The sequence below is a fragment of the Streptomyces sp. NRRL F-5755 genome, from assembly GCF_001279365.1.
Taxonomy (GTDB): domain Bacteria; phylum Actinomycetota; class Actinomycetes; order Streptomycetales; family Streptomycetaceae; genus Streptomyces; species Streptomyces rimosus.
The window spans coordinates 17638-32730 of record NZ_LGCW01000007.1 but is presented as its reverse complement, the minus strand read 5'-3'; the positions used below and the strand labels follow the sequence as shown (position 1 = coordinate 32730).

Below are 15093 nucleotides of genomic sequence, written 5' to 3'. Positions count from 1 at the left end.
CGGATTCCGGGCTGGCGCTGGGGCTGGGCTCGGGGGCGGGGTCCGGTGTGTCCACAGGCTGTGGGCGGGGCGCGGGCGGCGGCTCATCCGGTAGAGGATCGTCCGGCGGCGGGAAGTCCGGCGGGGGCTCGTCCGGCGGCGGCTCCTGCGGAGGGGCCGCGGGCGGCTTGCCGCCCGCGGGCTCGGGCGACCGGGGCGCCGGTACCGGCTGCGTACCCGGCTCCGAGCGCGCGCCCGGGTGCTCGTAGTACGTGGTTCGGGTGACGATCCGCTGGCCGGGAACGCGCTCGCGGCGGCGCTCCAAGTAGCCCGCTTCCTCCAGCTCCTTCAGGGCCCGCGCGATCCGGTACTCCGTCTCCGGCAGCTGCATGGAGAGCGCCCGGATGCTGACGTGGGCGCCGTCGGCCAGGGCCTGGATGCGTACGGCGAGGCCGATGGCGACGGCGGAGAGCGTCGGGTGGAGGGCGAGGTGGTTGCCGACGACGGTGAAGTGGGTGTCGTGGCGGTGCCGGACGTGGGTCACACCGGTGGGCGACACGGCAGCGGGCGGACAGGGACGGGCGTTAGACTCGGATCGAGTCATGGGGAAGGCACTTCTTCCTCTTGATAGGCCCTCGACACATGGGATGGCAGTCCCGTCGGGGGCCGTTCAATTTCTGGGTTGTGGCGCGAACGTACAGCCTTCCGGCCCCCCAAAGCGAGCCCATCACCTGATCAGGTGACAAAGGGAAATCGGGGGGAAGGGGGGGAGGTTGGAAGGTTCTTTCCCTAGTTCTTTAAGGATCTCGCGGGACACCGGAACATCGTTCACCACAGCCTCGCTCACCGCACTGCCGCCCACCGGGTCGCGGTATCCACGACCCGGTGGGATACGTCGGCGAAAACGCCCTCCCTTTCGGCGGGCACGGCGAGGCTCCGGGGCCCGCTTCGCCTACAGCGTGGTCACCCCCGGCCGTTCCATCGCCCGCCGCCGCGGCGCGCTGAGCAACTGGGCCCCAGCGGGGCACGGCACCGAGGCGTAATTGCGGTTCATCTGGTTCTGGAGCTGTGCCCGGCGGCTGCCGGTCGTGCGCGGGTGGTGTGCCTCTTCGTACAGCTTCGAGCTGCGTTTCTGGGCGTCCTGGCTCTTCGGCGTGTGGAACTGGAGCTCGTACGGGTGGCCCGAATCGTTCGCCCGCCAGGCCGTGTTGATTCCCTTGTATCCCCGCGGACGCGCCCACGTGTTGGACCAGCGGAGGTTTGCGTTCTTCCACTGGGCCAGCAGTTTGGTGCTGTCCTTCACGCCTTTGACATACGACGCGTCCGGCCACCGCAGGATGTAGCGCACCGAGTTGTAAACCTTGTCCAGGGCATCGTCCACCGTCTCGGTCGGGTTGTTCTGCATATCGCGCGCGACCGAGCGCTTGATGGATTCCGGGGACCGTTTGCGTTCGTTGAAACCGACCATGGTGGCCTTGGTCTTACGGGCGATGCTGCGGACCTGAGGGCTGATGGTGCGTTCGGCCTTCTTGGCGCGCGCGAGGAAGACATTGACCTTGCGGAGGTCGGCGGCGTCGATGTAGAGCCCTTGCCAGCTCCAGCCGTGGCCCCTCTTGAGCTGCTTCTTCTTGGCCGGCGGCTTCTTGGCCGGCGGCTTCTGGGCGGGCGGCTCCTGGGTGGGCGGCTCCTGGATGGGCGGCTTCTTGGCGGGGAGCTTTTGGGCCGGGGGCCGCTGCGTCGACGGCTTCTTCGCGACGGGCTTTTTCGTAGTGGGTTTCCTGGGCGCGGACTGGCACGGCGGGCAGCCCACCGGTCGCCCGCCACCCGGCTTCACGGCCGCCTGCTTCTTCGGGCGGGGCTTGCGCACGACCTGCTTCTTGGGCCGCGGCTTTTTCGGCGCCTGCTTCTTCGCAGCGGGTTTCCTGGGCGTGGACTGGCACGGCGGGCAGCTCACCGGTCGCCCGCTGCTCGGCTTCACGGCCGCTTGCTTCTTCGGGCGGGGCTTGCGCACGGCCTGCTTCTTGGGCCGCGGCTTTTTCGGCGCCTGCTTCTTGGCGGCGGGCTTCTTCGCAGCAGGCTTTTTCGCGGCGGGTTTCTTCGCTGCGGGCTTGCCGGCGGACGGTGTCGGGCAGCTATCGGCGGACGTCTGTCTGCTCTTGGACTGGGGACAGGGGAGGTCGGTGGCGTGTACCGGTCCCAGGCTGAGGGCGGAGGCAAGAGCGGCCGCCGTCACCGACCAGGTGACGGCCCGAAAAGTATGAGCGCGGCGGATTCTCATGTAAGCAAACGCTTCCTCTCGTTCAGCCTCCGTCGATGCCTCGGAAAGAGGGTGTCGGCATTACGGGGCGGAAGGGATGAGTACGGCGAGAGGTACAACTGGTACAGAGCCGTTACGGTAGTTGTGCCGAACGGGCGTTGCTTACTCGAATGGACGACGCGACCGGAACCGGCCACCCATCATGAAAAAGGACCTTTCCCCTATTTGCTGACGCAACGCACGAGGGCCGCCGTTCCCGAGCGGTGGGAACGGCGGCCCTCGGCCGTTGCGTGGGGGCGGTCCTACAGGACGCGGACCGCGCCGGTCGGCTGGCTGTAGCTCAGCGGCTTCTCCACGATGCCGGTGCTGGAGTTCTGGGCACCGATGAAGTTGCCGTTACCGACGTAGACGGCCACGTGGTACGCGCTGCCCGCGCTGCCCCAGTAGAGGATGTCCCCGACCTGGAGGTTGCTCATGCTGACCTGGGTGCCGGCGGTGGACTGCGGCTGCGAGGTGCGCGGCAGGTCGATGCCGATCGTCCGGTAAGCGGCCTGGACCAGGCTGGAGCAGTCGTACGCGGACGGGCCGGAGGCGCCCAGCACGTAGGACTTGCCGATCTGCGCGCGCAGGAAGCTGATCAGGGAGGCGGTGCTGCCGGTCGCGCCGGTGACGGGGGAGTCGTCGGACGACGCGGACATGGCGCGCAGCGACGTGCGCTCGGAGGAGCGGGAGGCGCGCGCCTGGGCGGTCTTCTCCTCCTTGGCCTTACGGGCCTGTTCGGCCTTCTTCTCGGCCTCGGCCTTGCGGTCGGCCTCCGCCTTCGCCTTGGTGGCGGCCTCGGTGGCCTGGGTGGTGGCGGTGTCCTGCGCGGCCTGCAGCTCGTAGTCGAGTGCCATCTGCTGGGCGGTGTCCGCGCTCTTGGCCAGGCTGGTGCTGAGTGCCGAGGTGATGGTCGGCATTTCCTGGGTCTCGGAGACGGGCTTCTCCGCGGCGCCGGCCGGCATGCTCGCGCCGGTCACCGCCAGGGTGATGATGCCACCGGTGACCCCTGCGCGCAGTGCCCGCGAGGACGCGGAACGGCGGGGCTTCCGGTGGCTGGGTATGGCTGCGTTCGGGGACATGGCACCACGGCTATCAGGAGCCACAGGTTGCTGCCAACAAAGGTGGTGTGCACCACACTTGACGCGTACACGGTGAATAAAAGGGACTAATCGCCGGTCGCGGGCCGGGCGGTGGCCTGTCCGGATTTCGTGATCATGTTCCTGCGCATGGCATTTACGGGCCGGTACGGGCCCCGGAGGCGCTTACCACCAACTGATCCGCCACGCCAAGGCTTCCCGGGGGTCAAGCGTTCAAGACCGTGAGCCGCGTGGGATAGCTCACTCCTGAGTGCCCGTTATGTGCCCGTGATGTCACCGGGGCGGGTGTGCTCGTGAACGCGGGCACGTACCGATGATCACGGGACGGTCACGACGGTCTCGGGGTGGTCACGGTGGAGCGGGTGGATCTTCCCTGACCCGGTGGCCCGCGGTGCGTTATCAGTTGGCGGCGGCCAGCGCCAATTTGCTTGCATCCCGTACCACTTGATAGTAGCAACCCCTCGCTGACCAGGGGTTACGCCGCGAAATGTCACCTCCAGTGATCATCCGCGCGCTTCCTGTACGAAGATCGACGCTCATCGGACAGGATGACCGGCCGTCAGGTGGTGGAGATCACAAAGGCGTTGTCGCACCCCGTGTCGCAGATCACAGACCAGCGGGCATAAGATGCAGGCGGCTCGGGCTTGTGAACTGCCTCACATAGGCGCGATCTTCGTGGGGCGGTGCGCGGGGCCGGGCGGACCGCCATCCAGTCATCGTCGACTGAAGGGAGCGGGGACGGTGAACGCTTATGCGCCCATCCTCGTACTGGGAGCCCTCGGGGCAGGCTTTGCGATCTTCTCTGTCGTGATGGCCACGCTCGTCGGGCCCAAGCGCTACAACCGGGCGAAGCTAGAGGCGTACGAATGCGGAATCGAGCCGACGCCGCAGCCGGCCGGCGGCGGTCGATTTCCGATCAAGTACTACCTGACGGCGATGCTCTTCATCATTTTCGACATCGAGATCGTCTTCCTTTATCCCTGGGCCGTCACCTTCGATGCGCTCGGGCTTTTCGGGCTCGTGGAGATGCTCCTCTTCGCGCTCACCGTCTTCGTCGCCTACGCCTACGTATGGCGTCGGGGCGGCCTGGAATGGGATTAGGAGCCATCAATGGGACTTGAAGAGAAGCTGCCCAGCGGCTTTCTGCTTTCCACCGTCGAACAGGCCGCCGGCTGGGTGCGCAAGTCGTCGGTCTTCCCCGCCACCTTCGGCCTCGCCTGCTGCGCCATCGAGATGATGACGACCGGTGCCGGGCGCTACGACCTCGCCCGCTTCGGCATGGAGGTCTTCCGCGGCTCGCCGCGCCAGGCGGACCTGATGATCGTGGCCGGCCGGGTGAGCCAGAAGATGGCGCCCGTGCTGCGGCAGGTCTACGACCAGATGCCGAACCCGAAATGGGTCATCTCGATGGGCGTATGCGCCTCGTCGGGCGGCATGTTCAACAACTACGCGATCGTCCAGGGCGTCGACCACATCGTCCCGGTGGACATCTACCTGCCCGGCTGCCCGCCGCGTCCCGAAATGCTGATGGACGCCATCCTCAAGCTGCACCAGAAGATCCAGAGCTCCAAGCTCGGCGTCAACCAGCGGCAGGCGGCCCGCGAGGCGGAGGAAGCGGCGCTCAAGGCGCTCCCGACGATCGAGATGAAGGGGCTGCTGCGGTGAGCGACGGCACCAAGGGAACCGGCGGGACCGGCGGCAGCGGTGACACCAACGGCACTGGCGGTGTCAACGCGTCCGGCGGAACCAAGGGGCCCAACGGGGTCAACCCCGACAAGGACCTGAACGCGCAGAACCTCCCCGGCCAGCGCGGCGACCACGGCGAGGTCATCGACACCCGCCGCGGCATGTTCGGCGCCAGTGGCGGCGGCGACACCTCCGGGTACGGCGGGCTCGTACGGTCCGTACGGATGCCGGGCGCCACGCCCCGCCCGTACGGCGGCTGGTTCGACGAGGTCGCGGACGAACTCGAAGGCGCGCTGGACGAACAGGGGCTGGTCCCCGAGAACGTCATCGAGAAGACGGTCGTCGACCGCGGCGAGCTGACCTTCCACATCGAGCGGGAGTACCTGCCGACCGTGGCGAAGACCCTGCGCGACGACCCGGCGCTGCGCTTCGAGCTGTGCACCGGCGTCAGCGGGGTGCACTTCCCCGGCGACAAGGGCCGCGAGCTGCACGCCGTCTACCACCTGCGCTCGATCACCCACAACCGGCTGATCCGGCTGGAGGTGTCGGCCCCGGACGCCGACCCGCACGTGCCGTCCCTGGTCGCCGTCTACCCGACCAACGACTGGCACGAGCGCGAGACATACGACTTCTTCGGCCTGGTCTTCGACGGCCACCCGGCGCTCACCCGGATCATGATGCCGGACGACTGGCAGGGCTTCCCGCAGCGCAAGGACTACCCGCTCGGCGGCATTCCCGTCGAGTACAAGGGCGCCCAGATCCCGGCTCCCGACCAGCGGAGGTCGTACACCTGATGTCCACCAGCCATGCGACCCCTCGGGAGACCACCGAGGGCACCGTCTACACGGTCACCGGCGGCGACTGGGACGAGATCGCGGCCGCCGCGGCCCGTACGGACGACGAGCGGATCGTCGTCAACATGGGCCCCCAGCACCCCTCCACCCACGGCGTGCTGCGGCTGATCCTGGAGATCGACGGCGAGACCGTCACCGAGGCCCGCTGCGGCATCGGCTACCTGCACACCGGCATCGAGAAGAACCTCGAATACCGCACATGGACGCAGGGCACCACCTTCGTCACCCGGATGGATTACCTGACGCCGTTCTTCAACGAGACGGCGTACTGCCTGGCCGTGGAGAAGCTGCTCGGCATCACCGACGAGGTGCCGGACCGGGCGTCCGTCATCCGCGTGATGCTGATGGAGCTGAACCGCCTCTCCTCCCACCTGGTGGCCATCGCCACCGGCGGCATGGAGCTGGGCGCCACCACGATCATGATCTACGGGTTCCGGGACCGCGAACTGATCCTGGACATCTACGAGCTGATCACCGGCCTGCGGATGAACCACGCGTACATCCGGCCCGGCGGGCTCGCCCAGGACCTGCCGCCGGGCGCGGTCGACCAGGTGCGCGAATTCGTGAAGAAGATGCGCAAGAACCTGCCCGAATACGACAAGCTCGCCACCGGCAACCCGGTCTTCAAGGGCCGGATGCAGGACATCGGCTACCTGGACCTGGCCGGCTGCCTGGCCACCGGCGCCACCGGGCCGGTACTGCGCTCCGCCGGGCTCCCGCACGACCTGCGCAAGACCCAGCCGTACTGCGGATACGAGCACTACGACTTCGAGGTGCCGACCGCCGACACCTGCGACGCCTACGGACGTTTCCTGATCCGCCTGGAGGAGATGCGCCAGTCGCTGCGCATCGTCGAACAGTGCCTGGACCGCCTCGCGCCGGGGCCGGTGATGGTCGCCGACAAGAAGATCGCCTGGCCCGCCCAGCTGGCGCTCGGGCCCGACGGGCTGGGCAACTCGCTCGACCACATCAAAAAGATCATGGGGACCTCGATGGAGGCCCTGATCCACCACTTCAAGCTGGTGACGGAGGGCTTCCGGGTGCCGCCGGGCCAGGCGTACACGGCCGTGGAGTCCGCCAAGGGAGAGCTGGGCGTGCACGCGGTCAGCGACGGCGGGACCCGCCCGTACCGGGTGCACTTCCGCGATCCGTCCTTCACCAACCTCCAGGCCATGGCGGCGATGTGCGAGGGCGGCCAGGTGGCCGACGTCATCGTCGCCGTCGCGTCCATCGACCCCGTGATGGGAGGCGTCGACCGGTGACAGACGTCAGCTTGGGGATGCCGCAGCTCCCCGCCCCCGACTACCCGGCCGAGGTGAGGGCCCGGCTCGAAGCGGACGCCGAGGAGGTGATCGCCCGCTACCCCGGCCCGCGGTCCGCGCTGCTGCCGCTGCTGCACCTCGTCCAGGCCGAGGAGGGGCACGTCACCCGTACGGGCATCCGCTTCTGCGCCGAGCTGCTGGACCTCACCACGGCGGAGGTCACCGCCGTCGCCACCTTCTACTCCATGTACCGGCGCGGGCCGAGCGGGGACTACCAGGTGGGGGTGTGCACCAACACGCTGTGCGCGGTCATGGGCGGCGACGAGATCTTCGAGACGCTCCAGAAGCACCTCGGCGTCGGCAACGGGCAGACCACCGACGACGGCAAGGTCACGCTGGAGCACATCGAGTGCAACGCGGCCTGCGACTTCGCGCCGGTCGTGATGGTCAACTGGGAGTTCTTCGACAACCAGACGCCGGAGAGCGCCAAACGGCTGGTCGACGACCTGCGGGCAGGACGGACCGTCGAGCCGACCCGGGGCGCGCCGCTGTGCACGTACAAGGAAACGGCCCGCATCCTCGCCGGGTTCCCCGACCGGCGCCCCGGCGCGGTCGAGGCCACCGGCGGGGCCGGGCCCGCGTCGCTGGTGGGGCTGCGGCTGGCCAAGGGCGAGGCCGTACCGGGCGCGGGGTCCGCCGACCATGTCGTACCGCAGCGGGGCGCGGTGCCCGCCGAGGGCGAGGGCGAGGCCGCCGGGCGGGCGCCGGGCGAGGCACCGGCCACCCACCCCAGCTCGCACGACGCGCCCCGCGAGACCTCGGCGAGCGATCCCGCCCACCCGTCTCCCGCCACCACCCCGGACGGAGGGGCTTCGCCCCGCAGTGACACTTCCGGCCCGACCGCCGAGGAGGGGGAGTGATGACCGTGGCCGCCGAGGTCAGCAAGGCCAACCCGGAGAAGCTGCTCGCGCCCGTGCTGTCCGCCTTCTGGGACCAGCCCGGGTCCTGGACGCTGGAGACCTATCTGCGGCACGAGGGCTACGAGGGCATGCGCAAGGCCCTCGCGATGCCGCCGGACGACGTGATCGCGTACGTCAAGGACGCGGGCCTGCGCGGACGCGGCGGCGCCGGCTTCCCCACCGGGATGAAATGGCAGTTCATCCCGCAGGGCGACGGCAAGCCGCACTACCTCGTCGTCAACGCCGACGAGTCCGAGCCGGGCACCTGCAAGGACATCCCGCTGCTCTTCGCCAATCCGCACTCCCTGATCGAGGGCATCGTCATCGCGTGCCACGCGATCCGGTCGCACCACGCCTTCATCTACCTGCGCGGTGAAGTCGTGCCCGTCCTGCGGCGGTTGCACGAGGCCGTCCGGGAGGCGTACGAGGCGGGCTACCTCGGGCGCGACATCCTCGGCTCGGGCCTGGACCTGGACGTCGTCGTGCACGCGGGCGCGGGCGCGTACATCTGCGGCGAGGAGACCGCGCTGCTGGACTCCCTGGAGGGCCGTCGCGGACAGCCCCGGCTGCGTCCTCCCTTCCCGGCGGTGGCGGGCCTGTACGCCTGCCCCACTGTCGTGAACAACGTCGAGTCCATCGCGTCGGTTCCCGCCATCATGAACAAGGGCAAGGAGTGGTTCCGCTCGATGGGCAGCGAGAAGTCCCCGGGCTTCACGCTGTACTCGCTCAGCGGCCACGTCGCCAACCCCGGCCAGTACGAAGGCCCGCTGGGCATCACGCTGCGCCAGCTGCTCGACATGAGCGGCGGCATGCGGCCCGGCCACCGGCTGAAGTTCTGGACGCCCGGCGGTTCCTCCACGCCGATGTTCACCGACGAGCACCTGGACGTGCCGCTCGACTACGAGAACGTCGGCGCCGCGGGCTCGATGCTCGGCACCAAGGCGCTCCAGTGCTTCGACGAGACCACCTGCGTCGTACGGGCCGTGACCCGCTGGACCGAGTTCTACGCGCACGAGTCCTGCGGCAAGTGCACACCCTGCCGCGAGGGCACCTACTGGCTCGTCCAGCTGCTGCGCGACATCGAGGCCGGCCGGGGCCGCATGGACGACCTCGACAAGCTGAACGACATCGCCGACAACATCAACGGCAAGTCCTTCTGCGCGCTCGGTGACGGCGCCGCCTCCCCGATCTTCTCCTCGCTGAAGTACTTCCGCGCGGAGTACGAGCAGCACATCACCGGCAAGGGCTGCCCCTTCGACCCCGCCAAGTCGACCGCCTGGGCCGACACCGACGCTCACCTGGGGGTGAACGCATGACGGTCACCAGCGACGCCCCCGCGGGGGGCGGCGAGGCGGCCATCCCGCCCGAAGACCTCGTCACGCTGACGATCGACGGCATCGACATCTCCGTCCCCAAGGGGACGCTGGTCATCCGGGCCGCCGAACTCCTCGGCATCGAGATCCCGCGCTTTTGCGACCACCCGCTGCTGGACCCGGCCGGCGCCTGCCGCCAGTGCATCGTGGAGGTGGAGGGCCAGCGCAAGCCGATGGCCTCCTGCACCATCACCTGCACCGACGGCATGGTGGTCAAGTCGCAGCTCACCTCGCCGGTCGCGGAGAAGGCACAGCGCGGCGTGATGGAACTGCTGCTGATCAACCACCCGCTGGACTGCCCGGTCTGCGACAAGGGCGGCGAGTGCCCGTTGCAGAACCAGGCCATGTCCGCCGGGCAGGCCGACACCCGCTTCGAGGGCAAGAAGCGCACCTTCGCCAAGCCGGTGCCCATCTCGAAGCAGGTGCTGCTGGACCGCGAACGGTGCGTGCTGTGCGCGCGCTGCACCCGCTTCTCCAACCAGATCGCGGGCGACCCGATGATCGAACTGATCGAGCGGGGCGCGCTCCAGCAGGTCGGTACGGGCGAGGGCGACCCGTTCGAGTCGTACTTCTCCGGCAACACCATCCAGATCTGCCCGGTCGGCGCCCTCACCTCGGCCGCCTACCGCTTCCGGTCGCGCCCCTTCGACCTGGTCTCCTCGCCGGGCACCTGCGAGCACTGCGCGGGCGGCTGCGCCATCCGTACGGACCACCGGCGCGGCAAGGTCATGCGGCGGCTGGCCGCCGAGGACCCCGAGGTCAACGAGGAGTGGATCTGCGACAAGGGGCGCTTCGCCTTCCGGTACGCGCAGCAGCGCGACCGGCTGGAGCACCCGATGGTGCGGGACGCGGAGACCGGTGAGCTGGTCACGGCGAGCTGGCCGGAGGCCCTGGAGGCGGCGGCGCGCGGGCTGGGCGCCGCCAAGGGCCGTACGGGCGTGCTGACCGGCGGCCGGCTGACCGTCGAGGACGCGTACGCCTACGCCAAGTTCGCGCGGCTCGCCCTGGACACCAACGACATCGATTTCCGGGCGCGCGCGCACAGCGCCGAGGAGGCCGAGTTCCTGGCGGCGCGGGTCGCCGGGCGGGGGCGCGACCTGGGCGGTTCGTCCATCGCGTACGCGGACCTGGAGAAGGCACCGGCCGTCCTGCTCGCCGGAATCGAGGCGGAGGAGGAGGCGCCCGGCGTCTTCCTGCGGCTGCGCAAGGCGTACCGCAAGCATGGGCAGCGCACCTTCGGGCTCGCGTCCTACGCGACACGCGGCCTGATCAAGGCAGGCGGCACGCTGCTGCCCGCCGCGCCCGGCACGGAGACGGAGTGGCTGGACGCGCTCGCCGGCGGCGTCGGCTTGGAGGGGCCGGGCCGGACCGCGGCCGAGGCGCTGCGCGGCGCCGGCTCGGTGATCGTCGTCGGCGAGCGGCTGGCGGCGGTGCCGGGCGCGCTGACGGCGGCGATCCGGGCCGCCACCGCCACCGGCGCCCGGCTCGTATGGATTCCGCGGCGGGCCGGCGAGCGCGGCGCCCTGGAGGCGGGCGCGCTGCCGGGACTGCTGCCGGGCGGGCGCCCGGCCACCGACCCGCGGGCCCGCGAGGAGGTCGCCGCCGCCTGGGGCGTTGCCGACCTGCCGCAGCGGCACGGCCGGGACACCGGCCAGATCGTCGCCGCCGCCGCGGCCGGGGAACTGAGCGCCCTGCTGGTGGCGGGCGTCGACCCGGCGGACCTGCCGGACCCGGCGCTGACCCTGGAGGCGCTGGACTCGGTGGGCTTCCTGGTGAGCCTGGAACAGCGGCCTTCGGCCGTCACGGAGCGGGCGGACGTGGTCCTCCCGGTCGCGGCGGTCGTGGAGAAGTCCGGCACGTTCCTCAACTGGGAGGGCCGGGCCCGGCCGTTCGAGGCCGCGCTCAAGCCCGACCAGGTGACGCGCCGGCACCTGCTGCCGGACGCCCGGGTCCTGCACATGCTCGCCGACGCCATGGACGTCCACCTGGCGCTGCCCGACGTACGGGCCGTGCGCAGGGAGCTGACCGCGCTGGGCACATGGGGCGGTACGTACGCGTCCGACCCCCTGGAGCCGGGGCGCGCGCTGCCCCGCCCGGAACCGGGCGAAGCCGTGCTGGCGGGCCACAAACTGCTCCTCGACAAGGGGCGGATGCAGGAGGGCGACGAGGCGCTGGCCGGCACGCGGCACGCGGCCGTGGCCCGGATGTCGGCGGCCACCGCCGAGGAGACCGGCGTCAAGGACGGCGACCTGCTGGCGGTCACCGGGCCCCACGGGTCCGTACGGCTGCCGCTGGCGGTCACACCGATGCCCGACCGGGTGGTGTGGCTGCCGCTGAACTCGGTGGGCGGCGGGGCCGTCGCCGATACGGGCGCGCGGCCCGGGGATTTGGTCAAGGTCGCGGCCGTGGCCGGTGCACCGTCCGGCACGTCCGGCCCGGTCGAGGAGGTGGACGCATGACGAGGGAACTGGCCCTGACCGGCCTGCCGCTGGCCCAGGAAGACCTGTCGATGTTCGGCCGCGACCCGTGGTGGCTGATCGCGGTCAAGGCGGTCTTCTGCTTCGCGTTCCTGATGCTGACCGTGCTGTTCTCCATCGTCTGGGAACGCAAGGTCGTCGCCTGGATGCAGCTGCGCATCGGGCCCAACCGGCACGGCCCCTGGGGCATGCTCCAGTCCCTCGCGGACGGCATCAAGCTGATGCTCAAGGAGGACCTGGTCGTCAAGCGGGCCGACAAGGCGGTGTACGTACTCGCGCCGATCGTGGCGGCCGTACCGGCCTTCATGGCCGTCGCGGTGATCCCGTTCGGCCCGGCCGGCAACGAGATCTCGGTCTTCGGGCACCGTACGGCGATGCAGCTCACCGACCTGCCGATCGGCGTGCTCTACATCCTCGCCACGGCCTCCGTCGGCATCTACGGCATCGTGCTGGCGGGCTGGTCGTCCGGCTCGACGTACCCGCTGCTCGGCGGCCTGCGCTCGTGCGCGCAGATGGTCTCCTACGAGATCGCGATGGGCCTGTCGTTCGCGTCGGTCTTCCTCTACTCCGGGTCGATGTCCACGTCCACGATCGTGGAGTCCCAGCAGGACAAGTGGTACGTCCTGCTGCTCCCGGTCTCCTTCATCATCTACATCGTCGCCATGGTGGGCGAGACCAACCGCGCCCCGTTCGACATGCCGGAGTCCGAGGGCGACCTGGTCGGCGGCTTCAACACCGAGTACTCGTCCATCAAGTTCGCGATGTTCATGCTCGCCGAGTACATCAACATGGTGACCGTATCGTCGGTCGCGGTGACGCTCTTCCTGGGCGGCTGGAAGGCCCCGTACCCGATCAGCAGCTTCTGGGAAGGCGCCAACCACGGCTGGTGGCCGCTGCTGTGGTTCGTCATCAAGGTGCAGCTGCTGCTGTTCTTCTTCATCTGGCTGCGCGGCACGCTGCCACGCGTGCGCTACGACCAGTTCATGAAGCTGGGCTGGAAGGTCCTCATCCCGGTCTCCCTGGTCTGGCTGATGCTCGTCGCGACCGTACGGGCCCTGCGCAACGAGGGCTACGACTTCCAGCGGATCGTGATGTACGTGGCCGGCGCGGCCATCGCCGTGCTGCTGATCTCGCTCGTCGCGGACTTCTTCCGGCGGGGCGAGAAGGAGGAGGCCGCCGAGGAGCCGGCCTTCGACCCGATGGCGGGCGGCTTCCCCGTACCACCGCTGCCCGGACAGACCCTGCCACCCGTGCCACGACGGCGGCCGCGCCGGGAGCGCGAGCTGATTGTCAGTGGCGGGGTGGACACTGTCAGTGACCGAACCGAGACGGACGGAAAGGGGGGCGACGGTGCCTGACTTCCAGAACCCGGTGGCCGGCTTCGGCGTGACCTTCAAGGCCATGTTCAAGAAGCGGCTGACCGAGCAGTATCCGGAGGAGAAGAAACCGACGGCGCCGCGCTTCCACGGCCGCCACCAGCTCAACCGGCATCCCGACGGGCTGGAGAAGTGCGTCGGCTGCGAGCTGTGCGCCTGGGCCTGCCCGGCCGACGCGATCTACGTCGAGGGCGCCGACAACACCGACGAGGAGCGCTACAGCCCCGGCGAGCGCTACGGCCGCGTCTACCAGATCAACTATCTGCGCTGCATTCTGTGCGGCCTGTGCGTCGAGGCGTGCCCCACCCGCGCACTGACCATGACCAACGAGTACGAACTCGCCGACCGGTCCCGCGAATCGCTCATCTACACCAAGGAAGAGCTGCTCGCGGGGCTGGAGGACACCATGGTCGACAGCCCGCACGCCATCTACCCCGGGATGACGGAGAAGGACTACTACCGCGGCCTGGTGACCGAGGCGGCACCGGGCACGGTGCGGCAGGTGGCGGTGTCCAAGGGCGAGACGGCCGAGGGCGAGGGCGGCGTGGACACCGCGGCGCCCCAGGAGGCCGCGGCCACCTTCGGGCCCGAGGAGCCCGCCGCGCGGGAGGTGACCCAGTGACGACGACCTCCCTGGCCGCCGACGCGTCCACCGGCGAGGCGGTGCAGTTCTGGATCCTCGGCACGGTCGCCGTGCTCGGCGCGCTGAGCACGATCCTGATGAAGCGGGCCGTGCACAGCGCCCTGTCGCTCGCCGGCACCATGATCGTCCTGGCGGTGTTCTACCTCGCCAACGGCGCCTACTTCCTGGGCGTCGTGCAGATCGTCGTCTACACCGGCGCGATCATGATGCTGTTCCTCTTCGTCGTCATGCTGGTCGGCGTCACCGCGGCGGACTCCCTCAAGGAGACCCTCAAGGGCCAGCGCTGGCTGGCCGCCGCCTGTGGCCTGGGCTTCGGCATCCTGCTCATCGCCGGCATCGGCCACGCCTCGCTGCGGCACTTCAACGGCCTCGGCGAGGCCAACGCCGGGGGCAATGTCCAGGGCTTGGCGGCGCTGATCTTCACCAAGTACGTCTTCGCCTTCGAGGTCACCGGCGCCCTGCTGATCACGGCGGCGGTCGGCGCGATGGTCCTGACGCACCGGGAGCGCACGGAGCGCGCGAAGACCCAGCGCGAGCAGTCCGAGGCCCGCGTCCGCGAGGGCAAGCAGATCCCGCCGCTGCCGGCCCCAGGTGTGTACGCCCGCCACAACGCCGTCGACATCCCCGGCCTGCTTCCCGACGGCACCCCGTCCGAGCTGACCGTCAACCCGACGCTGCGCGAGCGCGGCCAGATCCGGGACGTCTCCGGTGAGTCGCTGGCCGAGCTGAAGGCGCTGGAGCAGCGGTCCGAAGAGCGGCTGGGCCGCAGCGAGGAGGCGAAGCGGTGAACCCGGTCAACTACCTCTACCTCGCCGCCCTGTTGTTCACCATCGGCGCGGCCGGGGTGCTGATCAGGCGGAACGCCATCGTGGTGTTCATGTGCATCGAACTGATGCTGAACGCCTGCAACCTCGCCTTCGTGGCCTTCTCGCGGATGCACGGAAACCTGGACGGACAGATCATCGCGTTCTTCACGATGGTCGTCGCCGCGGCCGAGGTCGTGGTGGGTCTGGCGATCATCGTGTCCATCTTCCGCACCCGCCACACGGCCTCGGTCGACGACGCCAGCCTGATGAAGCTGTAAGGGG

General features: G+C 69.7%; 14 protein-coding genes. 11 read left to right on the top strand and 3 right to left on the bottom strand.

The features are described from left to right. The 3 genes from ADK86_RS42925 to ADK86_RS02010 all read right to left on the bottom strand — a co-directional run. Positions 1-583 (bottom strand): MarR family transcriptional regulator (locus tag ADK86_RS42925; RefSeq protein ID WP_234345644.1); only part of this gene is annotated, 583 nt, incomplete at its 3' end. A gap of 348 nt (positions 584-931) precedes the next feature. After that, positions 932-2212, bottom strand: coding sequence for a hypothetical protein (locus ADK86_RS45370; protein WP_324611367.1), 1281 nt, complete (start codon positions 2210-2212; stop codon positions 932-934). A gap of 326 nt (positions 2213-2538) precedes the next feature. Continuing rightward, complete coding sequence (locus ADK86_RS02010; protein WP_053694966.1) at positions 2539-3357, bottom strand: C40 family peptidase; 819 nt, start codon at positions 3355-3357, stop codon at positions 2539-2541. A gap of 759 nt (positions 3358-4116) precedes the next feature. Between ADK86_RS02010 and ADK86_RS02005 the strand changes: the two genes are divergently transcribed. From ADK86_RS02005 to nuoK, 11 genes are all read left to right on the top strand, one after another. Further along, positions 4117-4476, top strand: coding sequence for an NADH-quinone oxidoreductase subunit A (locus ADK86_RS02005; protein WP_030022241.1), 360 nt, complete (start codon positions 4117-4119; stop codon positions 4474-4476). Between the two features lie 9 nt (positions 4477-4485). Beyond that, positions 4486-5040 (top strand): NuoB/complex I 20 kDa subunit family protein, encoded by a 555-nt coding sequence (locus tag ADK86_RS02000; RefSeq protein WP_003984245.1) that lies wholly within the window; start codon positions 4486-4488, stop codon positions 5038-5040. A gap of 116 nt (positions 5041-5156) precedes the next feature. Continuing rightward, a complete protein-coding gene (locus ADK86_RS01995) occupies positions 5157-5855 on the top strand; it encodes an NADH-quinone oxidoreductase subunit C (RefSeq protein ID WP_030589464.1) in 699 nt (232 codons plus the stop codon). Beyond that, entirely contained in the window at positions 5855-7177 is a 1323-nt protein-coding gene (locus ADK86_RS01990) for an NADH-quinone oxidoreductase subunit D (protein WP_053694965.1), read from the top strand. Before ADK86_RS01995 ends, ADK86_RS01990 begins: the two co-directional genes overlap by 1 nt. After that, entirely contained in the window at positions 7174-8097 is a 924-nt protein-coding gene (gene nuoE / locus ADK86_RS01985; protein ID WP_053694964.1) for an NADH-quinone oxidoreductase subunit NuoE, read from the top strand. The genes ADK86_RS01990 and nuoE overlap by 4 nt, the downstream gene beginning before the upstream one ends. After that, positions 8097-9452, top strand: a complete 1356-nt coding sequence (gene nuoF, locus ADK86_RS01980; RefSeq protein ID WP_003984241.1) for an NADH-quinone oxidoreductase subunit NuoF — start codon at positions 8097-8099, stop codon at positions 9450-9452. The genes nuoE and nuoF overlap by 1 nt, the downstream gene beginning before the upstream one ends. Beyond that, positions 9449-11968, top strand: coding sequence for an NADH-quinone oxidoreductase subunit G (locus tag ADK86_RS01975; RefSeq protein WP_053694963.1), 2520 nt, complete (start codon positions 9449-9451; stop codon positions 11966-11968). Before nuoF ends, ADK86_RS01975 begins: the two co-directional genes overlap by 4 nt. Beyond that, positions 11965-13344: an NADH-quinone oxidoreductase subunit NuoH gene (gene nuoH, locus ADK86_RS01970; RefSeq protein WP_053694962.1), complete on the top strand. Its 1380-nt coding sequence runs from the start codon at positions 11965-11967 to the stop codon at positions 13342-13344. The genes ADK86_RS01975 and nuoH overlap by 4 nt, the downstream gene beginning before the upstream one ends. Continuing rightward, entirely contained in the window at positions 13337-13984 is a 648-nt protein-coding gene (gene nuoI, locus ADK86_RS01965; RefSeq protein ID WP_003983359.1) for an NADH-quinone oxidoreductase subunit NuoI, read from the top strand. Before nuoH ends, nuoI begins: the two co-directional genes overlap by 8 nt. Then, complete coding sequence (locus ADK86_RS01960) at positions 13981-14793, top strand: NADH-quinone oxidoreductase subunit J (protein WP_053694961.1); 813 nt, start codon at positions 13981-13983, stop codon at positions 14791-14793. Before nuoI ends, ADK86_RS01960 begins: the two co-directional genes overlap by 4 nt. Further along, positions 14790-15089, top strand: a complete 300-nt coding sequence (gene nuoK / locus ADK86_RS01955; RefSeq protein ID WP_003983361.1) for an NADH-quinone oxidoreductase subunit NuoK — start codon at positions 14790-14792, stop codon at positions 15087-15089. The genes ADK86_RS01960 and nuoK overlap by 4 nt, the downstream gene beginning before the upstream one ends. Positions 15090-15093 lie beyond the last annotated feature (4 nt).

Coding starts and splice junctions, on each gene's coding strand:
- ADK86_RS02010 (WP_053694966.1), bottom strand. CDS start 3,357: ATGTCCCCGAACGCAGCCATACCCAGCCACCGGAAGCCCCGCCGTTCC.
- ADK86_RS02000 (WP_003984245.1), top strand. CDS start 4,486: ATGGGACTTGAAGAGAAGCTGCCCAGCGGCTTTCTGCTTTCCACCGTC.
- ADK86_RS01990 (WP_053694965.1), top strand. CDS start 5,855: ATGTCCACCAGCCATGCGACCCCTCGGGAGACCACCGAGGGCACCGTC.
- nuoF (WP_003984241.1), top strand. CDS start 8,097: ATGACCGTGGCCGCCGAGGTCAGCAAGGCCAACCCGGAGAAGCTGCTC.
- ADK86_RS01975 (WP_053694963.1), top strand. CDS start 9,449: ATGACGGTCACCAGCGACGCCCCCGCGGGGGGCGGCGAGGCGGCCATC.
- nuoH (WP_053694962.1), top strand. CDS start 11,965: ATGACGAGGGAACTGGCCCTGACCGGCCTGCCGCTGGCCCAGGAAGAC.